The following is a 21391-nucleotide window of genomic DNA, read 5'->3' as shown; positions in this document are numbered from 1 at the left end:
GCTTCGTCACTGCAAAGGATGCAAATCGCCCCGCAAAGACTGAACAACTATTCAGGGTGGATGACAAGATGCAAATGCGTGGAGCGTCACAGCGAACGGGCTGGAGCGCCAGCCGGCCCGCAAACAGCGCGATGAGATCAGGCTTGATGGCCTGCCGCACAACAACAATAGGTGCGCTGGGGGTGGGGTGTCCGCGCATTCCTCAAGAGGAGAGAGCCCTCACCCGGCGCTTCGCGCCGACCTCTCCCGCAAGCGGGAGAGGTTAAAGGAGCCTGCGCGAGAAGCGAACCTCTCGCCCAAAAGAAAAGAGCCCCGTCCGAGACGGGGCTCTCGAAATTCCTAAGTCGTCCAGTCTTACTTCAGGCTGCTCGAGATCGAGCCGAACTTGGTGTTCAGCGAGCTGCCGAGGTTGTTGACGACGGTGATGATCGCGAGCGCGATGCCGGCGGCAATCAGGCCGTATTCGATGGCGGTGGCGCCGGATTCGTCTTTCACGAAACGCGAAACGAGGTTCTTCATAGACTGCTCCAAAGATTAAACGGGGCTACAAACTGGTCTGGTCTTTTCGGCTTCCCAGCGCCGCCCGACCATGAAACCGAACCTAGAGGCAAAGAATTTCGCCGCAGTTAATTCGACTGCGGAAACACGGAGCGGTTTGCGTGTATTCTTCGATGGTAAATCGAAATTGAAAACAATCGGTTAAATTGTCGGGACATGAAATCGGCCCGGCGCCGCCGGTTTACCCGAAGTTATGACCACGCATGGTCCAATGCCGCCCGCTCGGCCTGAAGCGCGATGAGATGAATCGTTTATCGCGCTTCAGGTTATTGTTTGAGCATGACCTTCCCGGAAAACCGCGACACACTTTTCCGGATCATGCTTGGACCGACACAGGACCACGAGGCGGCATGTCCCTTTCCTTTGCCAACAGCATTGCGGTGCAGAGCCGCGCGCGCGCCCTGGTGCCGTTGTGCGTCGGTGCAGGCACCTATCTGTTCTTCCTCTTTGTCAGCGACACGCTGCTTCAGGACTCCGACTCGTTCTGGCAGATCAAGATCGGGCAATGGATCCTCGACCACGGCGCAATGCCGTACACGGACTTCTATTCCTTCACGCGGACCGGTGCGCCCTGGATTTCGACGTCGTGGCTGTCGCAGGTGATGTTTGCGTTCTCCTACACGCAATGGGGCTGGGCCGGGCCAGTGATCCTCACCGCGATCGGGATCGCGCTCTCGACCGCGATCTTCGTCCATCTGTTAGATGCGCAGATCGAGGCACCGCGCGCGGTGCTGTTCGCGCTGCTGGCGCTGCTGTTGGCGCTGCATCACGTGCTGGCGCGGCCGCATATCCTGGCGCTGCCCGTCATGGTGGCGTGGCTCGGCCTCTTGATGGCGGCGGCCGACCGCAGGAGCGCGCCGTCCTGGGCCTGGCTGCCGCTGATGGCGCTCTGGGCGAATTTGCACGGCGGCTTCGTGCTGGGCCTTGCGCTGATCGGTCCGATCTCGCTCGAGGCGGTCGAGCATGCCGAGAAGGGACGACGGCTCCAACTGTTCCTACGCTGGGTGCTGTTTGGCGTCGGCGCATTGATCGCGAGCTGCTGCACGCCTTATGGCTGGCGAACGCTGATGGGCGCGACCAACATCCTCAGCCTCGGCGAGCTGCTGTCGCTGATCTTCGAATGGATGCCGGCGAACTTCGCCACGTTCACATCATTCGAGGGCGCGCTGCTCGGCCTGATCGCGCTCGGTTACTACCGCGGCCTCGTGCTCTCGGCGCCCAGGATCTTCCTGATCCTGTTCCTGACCTGGAGCGCGCTGACCCATGTCAGGAGCATCGAGGCCTTTGCCTTTCTGGTGCCGCTGGTGCTGGCAAAGCCGCTCGGCGAGATGTTTTCGCGGCCGCCGGCTGACGCCACTGGCGCCGACCACGGGCCGGCTCGCTACGTCACCGCGCTCGGCGCACTGATGATTGTGGCCGCAAGCTGGACCTCGACCTCGCTCTATATGGGGCATCACCGCTTCGGCTTCACGATGACGCAGACGCCGGTTGCAGCGGTCGACCTGCTCGAGCAGCGCAAGTTGCAACGCATCTTCAACGCCTATCAGTTCGGCGGCTATCTGATCTCGCGCGACATCCCCGTCTTCGTCGACGGCCGCGCCGAGCTCTATGGCGAGAAATTCGTCATGGACTTCTTCAAGGCGACGGAGGGCAAGAAGCCCGAGCTGCTGCCGCGCCTGCTCGATGAATACAAGATCGACGCGACGCTATTGGTCGCCGATGCGCCGGGCCCGCAGATCCTCGACCAGCTCAAGGGCTGGAAGCGGATCTATGCGGATGACATCGCGGTCATCCACGTGCGGGAGAATGACGAGCGTGGGGCCGCGACGCTGTCGAAATGAGGACGTAAGCCCAGGCCGCGCTTCCAAATGAGAGCTCCGCTTCCAGGTGTGGAGCGGACCACTGCAGGCACGGCGGCCATTTCGCCGTTTGACCCAAGATGGACGTTAGGTGAGGAATCCTGCTTGAGAGCATTTTGGTCGGCAATGCGTGCCCTTCCAGATGCGGTGATGGATCGTGACCGCTAGAGGCCCCATGACGCACTGCGGTCGTTCGCCGGACTCCGTGTTTCGCTGAGGTGATGCGTCGAATCGGCTCATTGCGCTCGAGCGGTCGACGTGAGCCCATTACTTCTCGGAGAGCGCACGATGAAGGCCTTGCTGCTGCTCGTGTTTGCCATGGTTGTCGTGGCCCGGGAAGCGACCGCTCAGGACGCACCAAAGGACGCGCAATGCGTCCGCGAGCGCGTCGCCATGGTCGAAACCATCCGGGCATACGCCCGATCCGCCGCCAGTACCTTGGGACAGCAAGGCCTGTCGGAGAGTGTCCTTGAGGCCATGGAGCAAACGAAACGCCATCTATTCGTCCCCGAGCAATCTTGCTCCATCGCATACGCGGACAGACCGATGCCGATCGGTCTCGGGCAGACCATATCGCAGCCGTACATCGTGGCCTTGATGACCCAATTGGTCGAGGTCGCGCCGGATCACGTTGTGCTGGAAGTGGGGACGGGTTCGGGCTATCAGGCCGCCGTCCTTGCGCACCTGGCGCGAAAGGTCTGCACCATCGAGATCATCCCGCAATTGGCCGAGACCGCTGCGAAAACATTAAGAGACCTCGCGTATGACAACGTGAGCGTCAGGCTTGGCGACGGATACGATGGCTGGCCCGAATGCGGTCCTTTTGACGCCATCGTCGTGACTGCGGCGCTCGGGCAGCCACCGCCGCCCCTGATTGAACAGCTTAAAGTAGGTGGCCGGCTCGTTATGCCGGTGGGACCCGGTTACACCACTCAGCAGCTCACGGTCGTCGAAAAAATCGCCCCCGACAAGACGACGACGCGCGCCGTCGCTCTCGTGCGCTTTGTCCCCTTTACGCGTTCACAAAACTAAGCTCGCAAACGTCCCGTTCTTGCTGAGCCGGAATTTGTCGGAGGTGGCTGGCGCCTCGCGCGAATGCACGTTTGGAGCGGCAGCAATTAGCCCATCAGCCAAGTGGCGGCCTCTCTGGTGGAGGGTCTGCTTGTCGGCGCATTCGGACTAGATTTGCTCACCCTAAGTTCTTCGCATGTTGACCCAACTCGGACGTTAAGCGGCTAGTCTGCGGCTGACTGGGGCGAATCCGCCCCTTCCGTTCCGATGGCCAAGACAGATAAGATGCCCGCTCTCGACCCAGGGGCCGGAAATGACGCGCGTGGTAAAGACGGGCAACAAGGCAGCCAAGGCGAGAGCCCGCAGGAGAAGTGCGCCAAAAGGTCGCAAATCGGCCAAGACCAAGTGCGGGATAGCCCCATCTGTCACTCGTCGCGAGGCAGTTTCGGTTGCCGATCTACAGGCGCAGCTTGAACGTCGGACTGTAGAGCTGGATCAAGCGCTGGAGCAGCAGACCGCGACTTCGGAAGTGCTGCAAGTCATATCCAGCTCGCCTGGTGAGCTTGGGCCGGTGTTCGAGGCCATGCTGGAAAATGCCGTGCGCATCTGCAGCGCCAGTTTTGGGACGCTGCTCCTATACGAAGGCGACAGGTTGCGGCGGGTGGCGCGAATGGCCGCGCAAAACGTGCCGCAATTGTACGCGCCCGACCAGGAAACGCCGCCACACTTCATCGCGCCGTTTGATGGGGCGCCTTCGCTGGGGCGCCTCGTCGAGACCAAGGCGCTGGTTCACATTGCCGATATCGCCACAGAGCATCCCGACGATCTGATCTACAAGGTCGCCGCAGCCCGCACCGTTCTGATTGTGCCGATGCTCAAGGAGAGCGAGCTTGTCGGTGGCTTTGCTGTCTACCGCAAGGAAGTGCAAGAGTTCAGCGACAAGCAGGTCGAGTTGCTGGAAAATTTTGCGGCACAAGCGGTGATCGCCATCGAAAACACACGACTGCTCCGCGAGCTGCGCGAGCGCACTGACGATTTGACTCGTTCCCTCGACGACCTGCGCGCCGCGCAGGATCGCCTGGTGCAGACCGAGAAGCTGGCGTCGCTCGGCCAGCTCACCGCGGGCATTGCGCACGAGATCAAGAACCCGCTCAACTTCGTCAATAATTTCGCAGCCCTTTCAGCGGAGTTGACCGAGGAGTTGAACGAGGCCCTCAAGCCCGCTGAACTCGTCGACAAGATCCGCACCGAAGTCGATGAGCTGACGGCGCTTTTGAAGAGCAACCTCGAAAAGGTCGTGCAGCACGGCAAGCGGGCCGATTCCATCGTCAAGAACATGCTGCTGCACTCACGCGAGGGACCGGGCGAGCGCCGCCTCGCCGACATCAATGCCCTGGTCCAGGAAAGTCTTAATCTAGCCTACCATGGCGCGCGCGCAGAGAAGTCCGACTTCAACATCACGCTCACGCAGGACCTCGACCCCGACGCGGGCGAAATCGAGGTATATCCGCAGGAGATCACGCGCGCGCTGCTCAACGTGATCTCCAACGGCTTCTATGCTACCACCAGGCGCAAGTCCGAGGCGGGAGACGAGACCTTTGAGCCTGTGCTGAGTGCGACCACGAACAACCTTGACGACAAGATCGAAATTCGCATCCGCGACAACGGCACCGGGATTCCGGTCGAGGTGAAGGAAAAAATGTTCAATCCCTTCTTCACTACCAAGCCAGCTGGCGAAGGCACAGGGCTCGGTCTGTCGATGACCCACGACATCATTGTCAAACAACACGGCGGAGCCCTCGATGTCGAGAGCGAGCTGGGTGTGTTTACCGAGTTCATTATCACGCTGCCGCGATGACCTCTTTTGGCCGATTCCGTTGAAAAAGGCCGGCAGTATTTCGTTGTAATAGCTCCGTCGCGACGTGGCCGGAACTGCTCTTACTGACCCTATGCGAGCGTCGGGGTGGGCATCGGGATCAGCTTGGCCATCTTTCGAAGGTTTTGGGCGGTGGCTGCGAGGATGAACTCGTCGCGCGCGCCGTTTGGACCTCGTAAACGCAAACGGTCGAGCTTGAGAATGCGCTTGAGGTGCGCGAACAACATCTCGATTTTCTTGCGGAGCCGGCGCGAGGTGCCTCCCTCCCACGATCTCGCGATCTGGCGCGCCATGTCGCGAGCGCCCTCGTAGATCGAGCGGGGCACTCTCCGTGAAGCCTGCTTGGGGCAGCATCGGGGCTTCAATGCGCATCGATCACAATCGCGCTTGCTGGCGAGGTAAAGCATGGTAGCACCATCATTCACCAACGTTCCGGTCGTGGTAAGAATGTTGCCACCGGGGCAACGATAGATGTCCCCAGCATGGTCATAGGTGAAGTCGTCGCGCGAGAAGATCCCGTCTGTGCCGGGCCGACTTGTCGAAGACTGTAACGTGCGGCTCGATCCCGTGCTCATAGACCAGCCAGGCGAGCATCTCGGCCGAGCCATAGCCGCTGTCACCGAGCAGCCGGCTCGGATAGAGATCAAACCGCTCCAGCGAGCGCTCAATCATGCGCTTGGCGGCCAATACCTCCGCCTGCCGGATTGCCGTCGTTGCCTCAACATCGACGATGATCGCGTTCTCGATGTCGACCAGATAGTTCGTCGAATAGGCGAAAAACGCTTGGCCGCCGTGCGCCCCCGTCCAGCGCGCCGCCGGATCGGAAGGCGATACGAACTTCGGGGTAACCTCGGTCGCGGCTCCGAAAGCGGCATCATCAAGGCCGGCCAGATACTCATCGATTGCTCGGCTGGCAGCCTCCGGCGGAAGTCCCTTATCGCCTTCGATCCCCTTCTGCCGATTGGCATCGGCCTTGATTAGGCTCGCATCGACTGCAAATCCCTCACCGCCGACCAGTCGTTCCTCGATGCAGCGGCGCAGCACGCTCTCGAACACGCGACGGAAGAGGTCGCTCTGCCGGAAGCGGCCGTGCCTGTTCTTGGAGAATGTCGAATGATCCGGCACCGTCCCGTCCAGACCGAGCCGGCAAAACCACCGGTAGGCCAAATTGAGGTGAACCTCATCGCACAGGCGCCGCTCCGATCGGATGCCGAAGCAGTAACCGATCAGGAGCATCCGGATCATCAACTCGGGATCGATCGAAGGCCGACCGATGCTGCTGTAGAAAGGCGCCAGGTCCCGCCGGACCTGTTCAAGATCGACAAACCTGTCAATCAACCGCAGCAAGTGATCAGTCGGGATATGTCTTTCGAGCGAGAACTCATAGAACAACGCGGTCTGTTCGACTTGCCGATGCCCCATCATGATCTTCAGTCCTGCCAATTAGACAGACTGAATCACTGATATCTCTGCGTCGCAACAGCCGTCTTTTTCAACAGAATCGGCCCTTAGCCGAACAACATTGGGCCTATTGTGATGTCGGCTATCGGCGGTAAACCGGGCGCAGGGCTCGCTCGCTTCGACTGCCGCTTGTGACCTGCTTCGGACATTTGCTTAACGTCCGGCCGACCCGGACAGCGCCGGGCCGGCTGCGTGCATCAATGGGCATGCATCGCTCAGGGACGAACGCGGATGATCGTATTGCCCTTGCGTCGCTCGGTCGGATTTAAGGCGGCGACGGCATCGTCGAGCGTCGAGATGTTGCCGATGTTCGTCCGCAATCGTCCATCCCGTACCCGCTGGACGATCTCACTCAGTTGCGCACGATCGGGCTCGACGACGAAGTCAACCGCCACGCCGTCGGAGGGCCGCGCCTCGGCCGGCCCGACGACAGTCACCAGTATTCCTCCAACTCGAATCAGTCCTGCAGACCGCTTCTGGATATCACCGCCGATAACATCAAATACCAGATCGACTTCGCCGACCTCTTCCAGGGCGTTGTTGTCGAGATCGACGAACTCCTTCGCGCCGAAGTCGAGCACCGTCTGACGGTCGGCTGCACGTCCGGTGCCGATGACGTAGGCGCCGGCCTCTCGTGCGAGTTGCGTCACCATCGACCCGACTGCGCCGGCCGCGCCGTGTGCGAGAACGCTCTGCCCCGCGCGAAGGCGGCCGTGCTGAAACAGCCCTTGCCATGCGGTCAGGCCCGAGATCGGCAGGCTCGCGCCCACCGTGAAGTCGACGTCGCCCGGCAGCGGCGCGAGATTGCGAGCCTCGATCGCCACATACTCGGCCAGCGTGCCGTCGCGATACCAATCCGCGAGGCCGAACACCCGCTGTCCCACCGACAGGCCCGTGGTGCCATATCCGAGAGCGGCGACCACTCCGGCCAGCTCGTGCCCAGGGATCGACGGTGTTCGGTCATGATCGAGGCGATCGGTCCAGGTCGAGGGCCACGCCAGCTCAGTCGGGACAAATCCCGACGCATGAACCTGAACGACGACATCGTTTATCGCTGCCTGCGGCCCGGGCCGCTCCACCAGCTTCATCGCGGCCGTTCCCGCGGTTCGGTCCGTTACAACGATAGCCTTCATGGGAATTATCTCCTCGGTCATTTGTCTCTTTAGTGTGTTGCAGGGGGCGTGGATGTGCCGGCCATCGACAAAACGCCAGGCAGTGTGGAACTCCTGTCTCCGTGTCTGCGATCTGAACTGTCTGCATTGACTGGAGCTCCCACTCAGCCTGATGGATCGGGATCGCTCCAGTCGCCGGTGCTAGCGAATAGATGCGTTGCGCCTGGTCATAAAACAGTACCAAGATTGCGGATTCTGGCTGTACCAAGCGCAATGGACCTTTCGGCCTGCTGCTTCCGGTGTTTGCCTTGATGTCGAGCGTGTTGTTGCTTGGCGAGCGCATGACGCCAAAGTTGATCGTCGGTGGGCTGCTCGCGATGTCAGGCGTGGCGACGACACAGGCCAGACCGAGCGCGCGCCCCGTTTGAACACGGACGTCGCGTCATGGCATCGACATCATCTGTCCGACCAATGGAGATCACGATGTTGCGACCCCACGCGCCCGCCTGATCATGCGGTAATATCGAATGGTCGAACAGGAAGACGCATCATGAAGTTTCGCCATCTCGTCAGCGCGCTTCTCGTCATGGTCTCGATCGGCGCGGCGCAGGCGGCGCCGCAATGGCTGAGCCTGCCGCCGACGCCGACATTGCCCAAAGCCGCGCAGAGCGGTCTCGCGCCCATCAACGGGGTCAAGATCTGGTACGCGGTGTTCGGCCGCGGGCAGCCCGTCCTGTTGCTGCATGGCGGTCTTGCCAATGCGAACTACTGGGGCCACCAGGTCCGCGCGCTGCAGCGGCACTATCAGGTCATCGTCATGGAGAGCCGCGGCCATGGGCGCAGCAGCCGCAATCAGGAACCCTACGGTTACGACCTCATGGCCTCGGACGTGGTCGGGCTGCTTGACCATCTCAAGATCAGGAAGGCGGCGATCGTGGGCTGGAGCGACGGCGCGATCATCGGCCTCGACATCGCCATGAAGCACCCGGAGCGGGTGAGCAAGCTGTTCGCCTTCGCGGCGAACTCGGATCCGTCAGGCGTTGCGGATATCGCTTCAAGCGACGTCTTCAACGCCTACATCGCCAGGGCCGGCGAAGAATACAAGCGCATCTCGCCGACACCGACGGAGTACAAGAGCTTCGTCGCCGACATCACCAAAATGTGGGAGAGCCAGCCGAAATGGACGGCTTCGGATCTCGCGGCGATCAAGGTCCCGACCTGGATCGTCGATGGCGATCATGACGAGGCGATCAAGCGCGAGAACACCGAGTTCATGGCGGCGAACATTCCCGGCGCCGGCCTGCTGATCCAGCCGGAGGTCAGTCACTTCTCGTTCTTGCAGGATCCCGAGCAGTTCAACGAGGATGTCGCGCATTTCCTGGCGCGTGGCGGAGGCCCGCGCGCATCGCCGAAATGAAGAGCTGTAGGGTGGGCAAAGCGTAGCGTGCCCACCATGTCGACCGTGCGTTCCGAGAGATGGTGGGCACGGCGCAAGTGCGCCTTTGCCCACCCTACGAAGCTGGTGCCACGTCATTGCCAGCGCAACTGCATCAACATCGTCATTGCGAGCGCGGCTCTCTCAACACCGTCATTGCGAGGAGCCCTTGCGACGAAGCAATCCAGAATCCCGCCGCGGTGACAGTCTGGATTGCTTCGCGGAGCCTGTCATCGGGCGGCGCTTCGCGCGGACCCGTTGGCTCGCAATGACGGGTCACCACATTGCCCGCGTCGCAAATCACCGCGCACAAAAAACGCGGCGTTGCCGCCGCGTTTTTCAATTCGATCTGCAGCTCGGGGCTCACGCCTGCGGCTGCGGCTCCAGGCCGGGATCCGGATCGGGCCGCGGGCGCGACTTACCGGCCGGGGCACGGCGGAGGCGCGCGGCGTGGCCGGCTCCAGCACGGACTCGCGGTTCGGCTTCTTGCCCTTGAGCAGGTCGACGATCTCCTCGCCGGTCAGCGTCTCGAACTCGAGCAGGCCCTTGGCGAGCGTCTCGAGGTCGGCATGCTTCTCGGTGAGGATGCGGGTTGCTTCCTTGTAGCCTTCCTCGACCAGGCGTTTGATCTCGGAATCGATCTTCTGGACCGTTGCCTCGGAGGCGTTCTGCGTCCGCGACACCGACATGCCGAGGAAGACCTCGTCCTGGTTCTCGCCGTAAGAGACGGTGCCGAGCTCTTCCGACAGGCCCCAGCGCGTCACCATCATGCGGGCAAGGCGCGTGGCCTGCTCGATGTCGGAGGCGGCACCCGAGGTCACCTTCTCGCGGCCGAAGATCAGCTCTTCGGCAACGCGGCCACCCATCATGATGGCGAGGCGCGAGGTCATCTGCTCCAGCGACATCGACAGCTTGTCGCGCTCCGGCAACTGCATGACCATGCCGAGCGCACGGCCGCGCGGGATGATGGTCGCCTTGTGAATCGGATCGGTCGCGGGCACGTTGAGGCCGACGATGGCGTGGCCGCCCTCGTGATAGGCCGTCAGCAGCTTCTCTTCCTCGGTCATGACGAGCGACTTGCGCTCGGCGCCCATCATCACCTTGTCCTTGGCCTCCTCGAACTCGGCCTGCGTCACCATCCGCTTGTTGCGGCGGGCGGCGGTCAAAGCGGCTTCGTTGACGAGGTTCATCAGGTCGGCGCCGGAGAAGCCCGGGGTGCCGCGCGCGATGGTCTTGAGGTTGATATCCGGCGCCAGCGGAACTTTACGAACATGCACCTTGAGGATCTGCTCGCGGCCGACGACATCCGGATTCGGAACCACGACCTGGCGGTCGAAGCGGCCCGGACGCAGCAGCGCGGGATCGAGCACGTCAGGACGGTTGGTCGCCGCAATGAGGATCACGCCCTCGTTGGCCTCGAAGCCGTCCATCTCGACCAGCAGCTGATTCAGCGTCTGCTCGCGCTCGTCATTGCCGCCGCCGAGACCGGCGCCACGGTGACGACCGACGGCGTCGATTTCGTCGATGAAGATGATGCAGGGCGCGTTCTTCTTGGCCTGCTCGAACATGTCGCGGACACGGCTCGCGCCGACGCCGACGAACATCTCGACGAAGTCGGAACCGGAAATGGTGAAGAACGGCACGTTGGCCTCGCCCGCGACCGCACGCGCGATCAGGGTCTTGCCGGTGCCGGGAGGACCGACCAGCAGCACGCCGCGCGGAATGCGGCCGCCCAGGCGCTGGAATTTGCCGGGGTCGCGCAGGAATTCGACGATCTCCTGGAGATCCTGCTTGGCCTCGTCGACGCCCGCGACGTCCTCGAAGGTGACGCGACCATGCGCTTCGGTCAGCATCTTGGCGCGCGACTTGCCAAAGCCCATCGCCTTGCCGGCGCCGCCCTGCATCTGCCGCGACAGGAAGATCCACACGCCGATCAGCGCGATGAAGGGCAGCCAGGAGACCAGCAGCGAGACGAACCACGGCACGTTGTCGCCGGGCGGCTTCGCGGTGATCTGCACCTTGCTGTCATAGAGCCGCTTCACCAGCGTCGGGTCGTTCGGCGCATAGGTCTGGAAGCTCGAGCCGTTGGTGAAGGTGCCGTGGATGTCGGGCCCCTGGATCACGACGTCGCGGACATTGCCGCGGTCAACCTCGCTCAGCAGCTGGGAGAAGGCGATGTCCTGCGAGGACGCGCGCTGACCTGGATTCTGGAAGAGCGTGAACAATGCCAATAGCAGCAAGACAATGATGACCCAGAGGGCGAAATTGCGCAGATTGGCGTTCATCGATCTTCCTTCGTGGTCGCGCGGATCGCGGCCCTGATCCTTGGGGAGTTACTTTGGTCAATGCGAGGAAATCCCAAGGAATCCTCTCGGTTAGACGCATACAATTTAGGTGCCGCCCCGGTCGCTGCCAAGGGAACGAGATGGGACTATTTATCCCATCTTAGCGCGATTCCCGCTGAAATAATGGCGTCCTAGCCCGGGTTTTTCCCGCCTGGTTAAGGTCGCCTGACGGCGCCGAGCCGAAACGGCCGGTGTCATGATCCGACCTCATGCAGCCCTCATGCGCGCTTCATGCACCCTTCACGCACCCTTGCGCCGCCGGGCCGGCGCCGGCGCGATGTGGATACGCCCGCCGGCGAGGCTGATCAAGGCTCCCGCAAGGGTCTGCTTCAGGACCGGCCGGCCATTTGCGGCTGCACGGGGACCTGCGGCGATGGCCCGATCAAGCGCGGACATCAGGGTTTCGACCTTGCCGAGCTCCGCCGGCCCCTCGTGCCCGAGCGCGGCGATGGCCCGCAGCAGCAGCCGCAGCCGGACCTCCTCGGGCAGGACGGCAAACGCCGATGCCTCGAAGCTTCGAATGCCCGCCTGCGGCGCAACGTCGCGATCCCGCAAGCGGAGGAAGCGCTCGGCGCCGTCGGCGAGCACTTCGACGGCCGCGTTGGCGCGTGCCAGCCTTGCCGCGAGCCGCACGAGCGTGCGGGCATCGCCGCCTTCGGCCGCGAGCTGTGGCAGCAGCGCGCGCAGCCGCGGCCGGGTGAAGGCGGTGTCGCGGTTGGTGGGGTCATCGGCAAAGCCGACCTTCGCCCGCTTCAAGGTCGCGATCAGCTGCGCCTTCGGAACGTCGAGCAGCGGACGCGCCAGCACGATGCCGTCGCGCTCGCTGACACTGGCCATCGCCGACAGCCCGGCAAGTCCACTACCGCGGAGCATTCGCATCAGCAGGGTCTCGGCCTGGTCGTCGCGGGTGTGGGCCATCAGCACGTGGCTGGCGCCCACGGCTCGCGCGGCCTGTGCGAGCAGGCGGTAGCGGGCCTCGCGCGCCGCGGCAGGCAGTCCCGTCTTCGGCTTTGCGCCACGCCAGCGCAGGGTCCGGTGCGGCAGCCCGAGTTCGGTGGCCAGACGCTTGACCTCGCGCGCCTCGCGGGCCGCTTCCGGACGCAGGCCGTGATCGACGGTGACGACGGTGAGTTGCGGGCCGCGCACAAGACTGCGCCGCCAGCGGGCCACGAGCCACATCAGCGCGACTGAGTCCGGCCCGCCGGAGACCGCGAGCACCAGCGCCGGCGCAGCTTTCAGGCCCGCGAACAGCCGCCTCGCCTCGCGCGCCGAGATCGGAGAATTGTCGTCGTCTGACATGACGGCCCAGCAATCGTCAGCGGATGATTGCGATGTTTAGCGCAGCACCATCCGCATTGTCAGGACCCTAGATGCCACGCGTCAGCACTTCACCCGCTTCTGCTCGCGATCGACCGCGGCTTTGACGCCGGCGGAGGCGCGCGGATATTTGCGGCCGACCTCGCCGAAGGCGGCGCAGGCGGCCTCCTTCTCCTTCAGCGCGGCGAGCGACTGGCCGAGCCGCAGCAGCGCATCCGGCGCCTTGGCCGATTTCTCGTATTTGGTGGTGACGGCGAGGAACGCTTCCGCGGAGTTCGCGATATTGCTGGCGCTGGAAGTAGCTCTCGCCGAGCCAGTATTGCGCGTCGCCGAGCAGCGGGTCGCTCGGATATTTCTGCGCAAAATTCTTCATGGTCTGCTCGGCGAGCGCATAGTCCTTGCGCTGCATGTAGCCGATGCCGAGGTCGAACTCGTCGCGCGGCGTTGCTGATGGCGGCAGCGTCGTCAGGCCAGCGCCGCCTGATGGCGCGGGACGGCCGGATTGGGCCGGCGGATAGCCGGGCTGCGCGGCCGGGGAGCGGCCTGTTGCTGATAGCGGGGGCTGGTGTTGGCGAGATCGAGCGGTTCGCCGGCACCGCGTCCGCCAGGGGCACCACTGGGAGCTCCTGCCGGCATCGGCTGCTGACCGCCGCCGAGCGCACGCGGCGCGCCGGGCGCGTTCGGGTTCTGGTTCGGATCGAAGGCGTCGCCGCGGCGGCGCGTGCCGGGTGCGCCGGGCGCCGGCTGCTCCTGAACGATCGGCGCGGGAGCGGCGATCTGCGGCTGCTCGTAATTCGGCTGCACGGCCTGCTGCTGCGGCTGCTGCTGGCGATAGCCCGGCGCGACCTGACTTGGTGCGATCTGGGCGGGCGGCATCGCCGCGACATTGGGCGCCTGTCCGGGCGCGCCTTGCGCGCCGCCTTCGAGCGCCCGCAGCCGCTCCTCGAGCTGGCGGTTGCGATATTGCAGCTCTTCGTTCTGACCGGTGAGTTGGCGCAGCTGGTTCTCCAGCCGCTCGATCCGCATCTCGGGGTCGGCATCATCCGACTGCGCCAAGACCGACTGCGCAAGTGCGGGCGAGCACAAGGAGAGCAGCGCGGCGATCGCCGCGGTGCCGGTAAAGACCTTAAATCTGGATGACATCTTGCCCTGACGACAAAAGCGAAATGGCCTGCGACGGAACATTTGACGCGCCACACATTGAAGTGGAGTACGCCAAAAATGTGACTGGTACCAAGGGGTTTCTGTCACAGAATGCTGAAACGAAACCGGCGCCCGAGAGGGCGCCGGCATCATCCAGTTCTGAAGCTGAACGGCGCCTGACTGAACGTCAGGAGCTCGCGTTCAGGACGGTGACGGCGCGCCGGTTCTGCGACCAGCAGGAGATGTCGTTACAGACCGCGACCGGCCGCTCCTTGCCGTAGGAGATCGTGCGCATGCGGTTCGGATCGATGCCGCGCGAGGCGAGGAACGAACGCACCGACTGGGCGCGGCGGGCGCCGAGCGCGATGTTATATTCGCGGGTGCCACGCTCGTCGGCATGACCTTCGATGGTGAAGCTGTAGCGCGGATAGGTCTGGAGCCATTGCGCCTGCTTCTCCAGGGTCACGATCGCCTGCGGGGTCAGATCGGTCTGGTCGCTTTCGAAGAACACGCGGTCACCCACGTTGACGACGAAGTCCTGCTGGCTGCCCGGCGTCGCCGCGTTGGCCATCGCATCCGTCGCAGCATTCTTGTTGGCGCAGGCGCCCATCGACAGCGCGACGGCAAGCACCGCGACCAGCTTCAATCCCTGGAGGATACGCATAGGATGTTTCATTCCGGAGCCTCCACGCTCGCGTTAGTCCACTGCTGTCCGGTCTACAGGGGGTTGGTTAAGCGAACGTTCCGTCAACCTTGACGGAACCTTGCCTCAGCCGATCAAATGCCCCCAACCAGCGAAAAGCACCCATGATGGTTAATGGGTTGTAAATGTGGCGCGAGGGTGAAGGCAAGCCGCGCCAGCGGGCACAGCACTGTTTTTTGCCGGGATTCTAGGCCGAAAGGCGTACGGCGGCCCGAGACGCCGCTTCGGAATCAGGCGTGAACGGCGTCCGCCACGAACACCGGCCGCTGCGGAACGGACCGTTGCGGCGCCTGGCGCTGACCACCGCGCCCGAACAGCATCCGCCGCTCGAAGGCGGTCGACCGCATGATCGGATAGCGCTCGAACACCTTCTTGCGGAAGGTCGGGAAGTCCGCCGCCATCAGCCCGAACGGCTTGGTGAGACCGGGAACCAGCCGGGGCTCGGCGATGGTCTGGTGCAGGAACACCCGGCGGTAGAAGGCCTGGTGCTCGGGGCGCACGATCGCAAGGCCGAGATCGGCATTAAAATGCTCGCAGGCCATGTAGGCGAGGCGCGTCGTCAGATAGGGCAATTCCGGGACGCGTTTGACTTGGTCGGGATCGGCGACGAAGCGGGTCGGGTCGATCATGACCTCGCCGCGGTCGAGCCGCGGCAGCAGGATCTCGGGGAAGACGTCGGCCGAGGTGGAGCTCGCGCCATTCCGAGGTCAGCACGCTGATGCGCACGGAGCTGCAGAGCTCGCCGTTGAGATAGACGCCGAAGGTCCACGCGTTCGGCAGTTCGTCGTAGCGGTCGGTGACCCGTGCGTCCGCCGATTCCTTGACGGCGCCTTCGCGCCGATAGGCGCGGTAGCGGAGATTGTAGATCTCCTCCTTCTCGTCTGCCGTCTCTGCGAGATGATAGTCGAGGTCGGTGAGGAGTTCTGCCCCTCGCCCAACAGCCGAAATGACCGCTTTGGCCGAGGACTGCATCCCAACTCCTTACCCACAACCCACATCGCTCACTGCAAACGCGCGCAAGAAAGGAGGATTTCTCCGGAACAACTTCCACGCGCGTCATGATTTATTAACAGCTTCTTAACATCTATGCAAAGCAATCGAACGATTAGGGTTAACCACCGTAGCACTACGGTGGCCGGCAACAGACTGAATCGACAGGAAATTCTTTGAGAGGCGGTCTTAAGCGAAGGAGCGCGAGAAGGCGACCTGGAGCGCGCTGTCACCCCGGCGTCCATGCGAGGCGTTGAGGAGCTGGCGCATCCGCACCGCGGGCACCGGGCGGCTAAACAGATAGCCCTGCCCCTCGGAGACGGTGCCGTCGGCGCTGATCAGCTCGAGCTGCTCGTTGGTCTCGATGCCCTCGACCACGACGGACATGCCGAGGTCGGCGGACAGCCGCGCTACGCCGCGCAGCAGCGTCAGCGGCCGGTCGGTGTCGATGCCTTCGAGGAAGGAGCGGTCGATCTTCACCTTCTGCATCGGGAAATTGTGCAGATAGCTGAGGCTGGAATAGCCGGTGCCGAAATCGTCGAGCGAGATGCGCACGCCGAGCGCATGCAGTTGCGACAGGATGTCGTGCGTGAGCTGGGTGTTGCGCAGCAGCGAGGATTCCGTGATCTCGATCTCCAGGCGATGGGCCGGAAGCCCCGAGACCTCCAACGCGTAGCGGATTTCGCTCAGCACGTTCGCGCTGGTGGAATTGCTGCGGCGAGAAGTTGACGGCGACGCTGACGCCCTCCGGCCACTTCATGCATTCCATGCAGGCGCGGCGCAGGATCCAGCGGCCGAGATCGACGATCAGGCCCATGTCCTCGGCGACCGGGATGATGTCGACCGGCGAGACGGTGCCGCGCACCGGATGATTCCAACGCAGCAGCGCTTCGCAGGTGGTGATCTTGCCGGACTTCAGATTGACCAGCGGCTGATAGAACAGCTCGAACTCCTCGTTGGCGAGCGCCTTGCGCAGGTCGAGCTCGAGGATGCGGCGGGCCTCGACGGTCGCCGCCATCTCGTCGCGGAAGAAGCAGAAGGTGCCGCGGCCGTCGGCCTTGGCGCGGTACAGCGCCATGTCGGCGTTCTTGAGCAGCGTATCGGCGCTGGTGCCATCGGGCGAGGTCAGCGCGATGCCGACGCTGGCGCCGATCTCGACCAGATGATTGTCGATGCGATAGCGCTCGCTCAGCCGCTCGACGATGCGGCGGGCGAGACTAGCTGCGTCTTCGGGCGAGGAGATGTTCTGCTGGAACACGACGAATTCGTCGCCGCCGAAGCGGGCGACGAAATCCTCCGGCCGCAACATCTCGCGCAGGCGGTTGGCGACCGCACACAGCAGCTGGTCGCCGCAGGGATGGCCGAGCGTGTCGTTAACCTGCTTGAATTGATCGAGGTCGACGAACAGCAGCGCCGAGAGCCGTTCGGAATGACGCGAATGCGCCAGCAGCCGCTCGATCTCGTCGCGGAAGCTGACGCGGTTGGGCAGCGCCGTGAGCTCGTCATAGCGGGCGAGATGGCTGATCCGAGCTTCGGCGCTGGTGCGTTCGGTGATGTCTTCCAGCAGCAATACCGTGCCGCCGCCGGTCATCGGCTGGAACGTCCAGGCCAGCGTGCGGCCGCGCGCCTGATCCGGATCGGCGGTGACGATCTCGGAGATTCGCGCCTTCTCGATCTCGGACAAGATCTGATTGCCGCTCTCCGGCGAGATCGACCCGGCAGCGACGCAGGCCGAGGCGATGTCGGCGGCCGTGGCGCCGCGCTTGACGAGGTCCTCGGGCAGCGCCATCAGCTCGCTGAAGCGGTGGTTCATCACGGCGAGGCGCCGATCGGCGCGAAACATGCACAAGCCGTGCGGCATGTTGTTGAGCGCGGTGTCGAACTGGCTGGCCAGCGCGGATTCGCGGAAGCTCGAGGTCAGCGCCTTGACGAAGATCGCGTGCAGGCTGAGGTCGATGTTCTTCAGCGCGATGAAGAACAGCACGAGCAGGATCGCAAGTCCGATATAGTAGAATCCGCCGTGCAGCAGCAAGGCGAGCGACATCGGACCGCAGGCGAGCGCGACGTGCCACTGTACGACCCTGGGCTGGCCGTAATTGCGGGCGGCGCCGCCGGCGGTGTAGCCGACCGTGACGGCGACGCAGAGCATGTTCGCGACCGCGTCGTCGTTGTTGAAGATCACGACGAAGCACCACACGCCGATGACCGCGGCGTAGACGAGCGCGCCGAACCAATAGCGCGGCTCCAGATGCTTGGCCTGCTGGAACGTCAAGCCCGGCACGCGGTTTTCGTAGGGGCGCATCTGAAACGCGCGCCCGGTGCCGATGGCAATGATCAGAAACGCGATCGGCCACAGCAACACGTCGCCGGTCTTCAGCGCAGTCATCACCGCGGCCACGGCCGCGGAGGCCGAGCCGAGGAAGATCGCCCAGAAATTCTGCACCATAGAGTTGATGAGAGCGGCGTAGAGTATCGGCTCCAGCTCGTCTCGATCGCTCTGCTTCTGGTCGGCCAGCTGCATTGAGTTGCTACGCGTCCTGTTTGGCGCGTAGTCTTACCCAGACCAGATGAAGCCTTTCTGAGGGAACATCGTTAAAGTCGAGTTGTTTTTCGGCAATAGCGAATCTGTTTCTGCTGATATTTCAAGCAGCTAGGCAAGCCTTGCCGAGCGCAAGGTGAAGGAAAGCTTGCTTTCCTCACCGAACCCGAAAAAAACTGGACGCTTTTTCGATAACATCGCGCGTCCAGAGGCGCGATCTATTGACCTGCCGTCGAGGACAGTAGCGGCGACCATGCCGGGTCGGAGGCGAAGCCCGGCGTCGGCACCTTCAGCTCGTTGCGGCCGGAGATGTCGACGGTGTACAGCGACGGTCCGGCATTGCCGCCGGGATCACGGAAGAACATCAGCACGCGGCCGTTCGGCGAGAAGGTCGGCCCCTCGTTGTGGAACCCGGAGGTGAGCAGCCGCTCGCCGCTGCCGTCCGGCTTCATGACGCCGATCGAGAACTGCCCGCCGCCCTGCCTGGTGAAGGCGATGTAGTCGCCGCGCGGCGACCACACCGGCGTCGAATAGGTGGCGTTGGTGTCGTCCTTGGAGAACGAGATGCGCTGCGCCTGCCCACCACCCGCGGCCATCACGTAGATCTGCGACCTGCCGCCGCGATCGGATTCGAAGCAGATGCGGGCGCCATCTGGAGAATAAGAAGGAGAAGTGTCGATCGCCGGCGTGTCGGTGAGGCGCGTGGTCGAGCGCGAGCGCAGATCCATCACGAACAGGTTGGAATTGCCGCCCTGCTGCAAGCTCATGATGACGCGCTGGCCGTCCGGCGAGAACCGCGGCGCAAAGGTCATGCCCGGGAAATTGCCGACGATCTCGCGCTGGCCGGTCTCGATGTTGAACAGATAGACCTTCGGATCGCCCTGGCCGAACTCCATATAAGTGATCTCTTGCGAGTTCGGCGAGAAGCGCGGCGTCAGCACGAGGTCGGAGCCGCGCGTCAGATAGCGCACATTAGCGCCGTCCTGGTCCATCATCGCGAGCCGCTTGACGCGGCGCTCCTTCGGCCCGCTCTCGTCCACGAACACCACGCGGCTGTCGAAATAGCCCTTCTCGCCGGTCATCCGCTCGTAGATCTGGTCGGAGATGATGTGGGCGATGCGCCGCCAGTATTCCGGCGAGGTGAAATATTGCTGGCCGGCGAGCTGCTGGCCGGAGACCACGTCCCAGAGGCGAAATTCAGCCTTGAGGCGGCCGTCCGGCTGCCGCGTCATGCGACCGGTGACGAGGGCCTGCGCGTTGATGGTCTTCCAGTTCTGGAATTGCGGCGCGACGTCGATGTTGCTGATGCGCTCGATGAAGGCGGCCTGGTCGATCGGCGCGAACAGGCCTGAGCGCTTCAGATTGTTGGTGATCACTTGCGTGACGCCGTTGCCGACGTCGCCGTCGGACGGCGAGCCCGGCAGGAAATTGGTGATGGCGATCGGGACCGGCTGGAATTCGGTAGGATCGATGCGAAGCCGCGGCTGCCCCTGGGCCAAAGCGTGTCCACCCCCGAGCATCGCGAGTGCCGATCCGGTGACGGTCATGAAGCGGCGGCGGTTCATCGAACGGGCATCATTCATCGCAAAATTCTTTTGTTCGGATGTCACAACATATCTTTCAGACCGAAAGTCATCGGAATGAGCTTCCAGCTCTCGTACTGCTGCTTCGGCATGAACGAATAGACCTGGCACTGCACGATGGCGCGCTTGGCGCTCTCCGCCACCGCCTGGGCGATCGACCGCGACGGTCCTCGCACCGCGACGACGATCGGCTCGGCCGCCAGCGATCCGTCGATCTTCATGGGAATGTCGATGTCGGCTTCATACTGGTCGGCGTCTTGCCCGTTATAGGTCGGCGTGAAGCAGCGCTTGACCGCGCCCTGGAATGCACCGCGCCAGGTCGCGACGTTGTTTGCGGCGGTCCCGGTCGCCGCTCCTAGCGATGCCGACGCATTCAGGGCCGAGCCGGCGAGCTCATGCCGGGTCGCGGCGCGCTTGTCGAGATCGCGCTGGATCTGCGCGGGGTCGAAGGTACGCTCCTTCGGCTTCGGCTGCTGCTGAGGCTGCACCGCCGCGACCTTCTGCTCGACGGGCTTCGGCGGCGGCTTCTTCGTCTCCAGCTTCTTCTGGAGCTCGGCGATCGGATCTTCCTTGGCCGGATCAGGCTTCTTTTCCTGCGGCTTCGGCTCTTCCTTCGGCTTGGTCTCGGCCACGGGCTTGGGCGGCTCGGGCTTCTTCTCCACCGGTTTCTCGACCGGCTTCGGCGGCGGCTCCGGCTGCGAATTGGTCTTGATCAGCTCTTTCTTCTCGGTGACCTTGCCGACGGCGTCTTCCTCCGGCTTGGGCTCCGCGATCTTCTCGACCTTCGGCTTCAGCTCTTCCTTCTTGCCGGTCTTCTGCCCCGCCATCATCTTCGCGAGCTGATCGGTGGAGATGATGTCGACCGGAAGCGACTCCTCCGGCGCGATGTAGGCCTTGCTGCTAAAGGTGACGAGCCCCCATCCCAGCACGAGGACATGGAGGGCGATCGACGCAACGAGTGTCTTGTCGACGTTCACCTTCACTGGCCTAGGACCCCTGATCCGCTTCCGTGACGAGCGCCAGCTTCTTGAATCCGGCGCCGGACAACAGGCCCATCACCTTGGCCACCGTGCCGTAATCCGCTTTCTTGTCGGCACGCAGATAGATGCGTTCCTCGAGCCCGCCGCGGGCGTCCGTGATCGCCTTGAGCTTCGGCACAAGCTCGTTGATCGCGATCTCGGCGTCGTTGATGAACACCTTGCCCTTGATATCGACCGACATCTGGATCGGTTTCTGGTCGTTCTGCTCAAGGCTCTTGGCCTGGGTCTGCGGCAGATCGAGCGGCACGCCGACGGTGAGCAGCGGCGCCGACACCATGAAGATGATGAGCAGCACCAGCATCACGTCGACCATGGGGGTGACGTTGATCTCGGCCATGACCGGCTTGCGCCGGCTGCGGCGCCCGCCGCCTCCGGACGAACTCGCGACGTTCATGCCCATGGTCTGGTGCCCAAATTGC

12 protein-coding genes and 6 pseudogenes are annotated in these 21391 nt (G+C 63.4%); 5 read left to right on the top strand and 13 right to left on the bottom strand.

Annotation, left to right across the window (positions count from 1 at the left end):
- Positions 1–354: 354 nt before the first annotated feature.
- The gene (locus tag ACSKB8_RS14360; RefSeq protein ID WP_014492421.1) at positions 355–519 is read right to left on the bottom strand and encodes a Flp family type IVb pilin; all 165 of its coding nucleotides are present in this window, start codon (positions 517–519) and stop codon (positions 355–357) included.
- Between the two features lie 389 nt (positions 520–908).
- Between ACSKB8_RS14360 and ACSKB8_RS14355 the strand changes: the two genes are divergently transcribed.
- The 3 genes from ACSKB8_RS14355 (at position 909) to ACSKB8_RS14345 (ending at position 5286) form a co-directional block, all read left to right on the top strand.
- Positions 909–2399 carry a hypothetical protein gene (locus tag ACSKB8_RS14355; RefSeq protein WP_438104775.1) on the top strand — a complete coding sequence of 497 codons (1491 nt, stop codon included), beginning with the start codon at positions 909–911 and terminating at the stop codon, positions 2397–2399.
- A 306-nt stretch (positions 2400–2705) separates the two neighbouring features.
- A complete protein-coding gene (locus ACSKB8_RS14350) occupies positions 2706–3449 on the top strand; it encodes a protein-L-isoaspartate(D-aspartate) O-methyltransferase (protein ID WP_438104774.1) in 744 nt (247 codons plus the stop codon).
- A 292-nt stretch (positions 3450–3741) separates the two neighbouring features.
- Positions 3742–5286, top strand: a complete 1545-nt coding sequence (locus tag ACSKB8_RS14345; RefSeq protein ID WP_438104772.1) for a sensor histidine kinase — start codon at positions 3742–3744, stop codon at positions 5284–5286.
- 89 nt (positions 5287–5375) lie between these two features.
- On the opposite strand, the pseudogene ACSKB8_RS14340 reads toward ACSKB8_RS14345, so the two are convergent.
- Positions 5376–6729, bottom strand: a pseudogene (locus ACSKB8_RS14340) (transposase).
- A gap of 251 nt (positions 6730–6980) precedes the next feature.
- Positions 6981–7898, bottom strand: a complete 918-nt coding sequence (locus ACSKB8_RS14335; protein ID WP_438104770.1) for an NADP-dependent oxidoreductase — start codon at positions 7896–7898, stop codon at positions 6981–6983.
- Between the two features lie 248 nt (positions 7899–8146).
- On the opposite strand from ACSKB8_RS14335, the pseudogene ACSKB8_RS14330 reads away from it, so the two are divergent.
- Positions 8147–8305, top strand: a pseudogene (locus ACSKB8_RS14330) (EamA family transporter); the annotation flags it as partial.
- A 122-nt stretch (positions 8306–8427) separates the two neighbouring features.
- Complete coding sequence (locus tag ACSKB8_RS14325) at positions 8428–9294, top strand: alpha/beta fold hydrolase (protein WP_438104769.1); 867 nt, start codon at positions 8428–8430, stop codon at positions 9292–9294.
- 142 nt (positions 9295–9436) lie between these two features.
- Here ACSKB8_RS14325 and ACSKB8_RS14320 read toward each other — a convergent pair whose 3' ends face one another.
- The 10 genes and pseudogenes from ACSKB8_RS14320 to tolR form a co-directional block, all read right to left on the bottom strand.
- Entirely contained in the window at positions 9437–9679 is a 243-nt protein-coding gene (locus ACSKB8_RS14320) for a hypothetical protein (RefSeq protein WP_438104767.1), read from the bottom strand.
- Positions 9676–11597, bottom strand: a pseudogene (ftsH, locus tag ACSKB8_RS14315) (ATP-dependent zinc metalloprotease FtsH). Before ftsH ends, ACSKB8_RS14320 begins: the two are co-directional and overlap by 4 nt.
- A gap of 300 nt (positions 11598–11897) precedes the next feature.
- Entirely contained in the window at positions 11898–12956 is a 1059-nt protein-coding gene (gene tilS, locus ACSKB8_RS14310; protein ID WP_438104765.1) for a tRNA lysidine(34) synthetase TilS, read from the bottom strand.
- Positions 12957–13037: 81 nt separating this feature from the next.
- Positions 13038–14117: pseudogene (gene ybgF, locus ACSKB8_RS14305) on the bottom strand (tol-pal system protein YbgF).
- Positions 14118–14304: 187 nt separating this feature from the next.
- On the bottom strand, positions 14305–14793 hold the full coding sequence (gene pal, locus ACSKB8_RS14300; RefSeq protein ID WP_035704649.1) for a peptidoglycan-associated lipoprotein Pal: 489 nt from the start codon (positions 14791–14793) through the stop codon (positions 14305–14307).
- 257 nt (positions 14794–15050) lie between these two features.
- Positions 15051–15792 (bottom strand): annotated as a pseudogene (locus ACSKB8_RS14295) (N-acyl amino acid synthase FeeM domain-containing protein).
- A gap of 207 nt (positions 15793–15999) precedes the next feature.
- Positions 16000–18331: pseudogene (locus tag ACSKB8_RS14290) on the bottom strand (putative bifunctional diguanylate cyclase/phosphodiesterase).
- Positions 18332–18567: 236 nt separating this feature from the next.
- On the bottom strand, positions 18568–19914 hold the full coding sequence (gene tolB, locus ACSKB8_RS14285) for a Tol-Pal system beta propeller repeat protein TolB (protein WP_370990491.1): 1347 nt from the start codon (positions 19912–19914) through the stop codon (positions 18568–18570).
- Positions 19915–19955: 41 nt separating this feature from the next.
- On the bottom strand, positions 19956–20915 hold the full coding sequence (locus ACSKB8_RS14280) for a protein TolA (RefSeq protein ID WP_438104764.1): 960 nt from the start codon (positions 20913–20915) through the stop codon (positions 19956–19958).
- A gap of 4 nt (positions 20916–20919) precedes the next feature.
- The gene (tolR, locus tag ACSKB8_RS14275) at positions 20920–21372 is read right to left on the bottom strand and encodes a protein TolR (RefSeq protein ID WP_438104762.1); all 453 of its coding nucleotides are present in this window, start codon (positions 21370–21372) and stop codon (positions 20920–20922) included.
- Positions 21373–21391 lie beyond the last annotated feature (19 nt).

Source organism: Bradyrhizobium sp. BR 1432 (genome assembly GCF_051547705.1).
GTDB lineage: Bacteria > Pseudomonadota > Alphaproteobacteria > Rhizobiales > Xanthobacteraceae > Bradyrhizobium > Bradyrhizobium zhanjiangense.
This window is presented reverse-complemented; position numbering and strand designations above follow the sequence as displayed.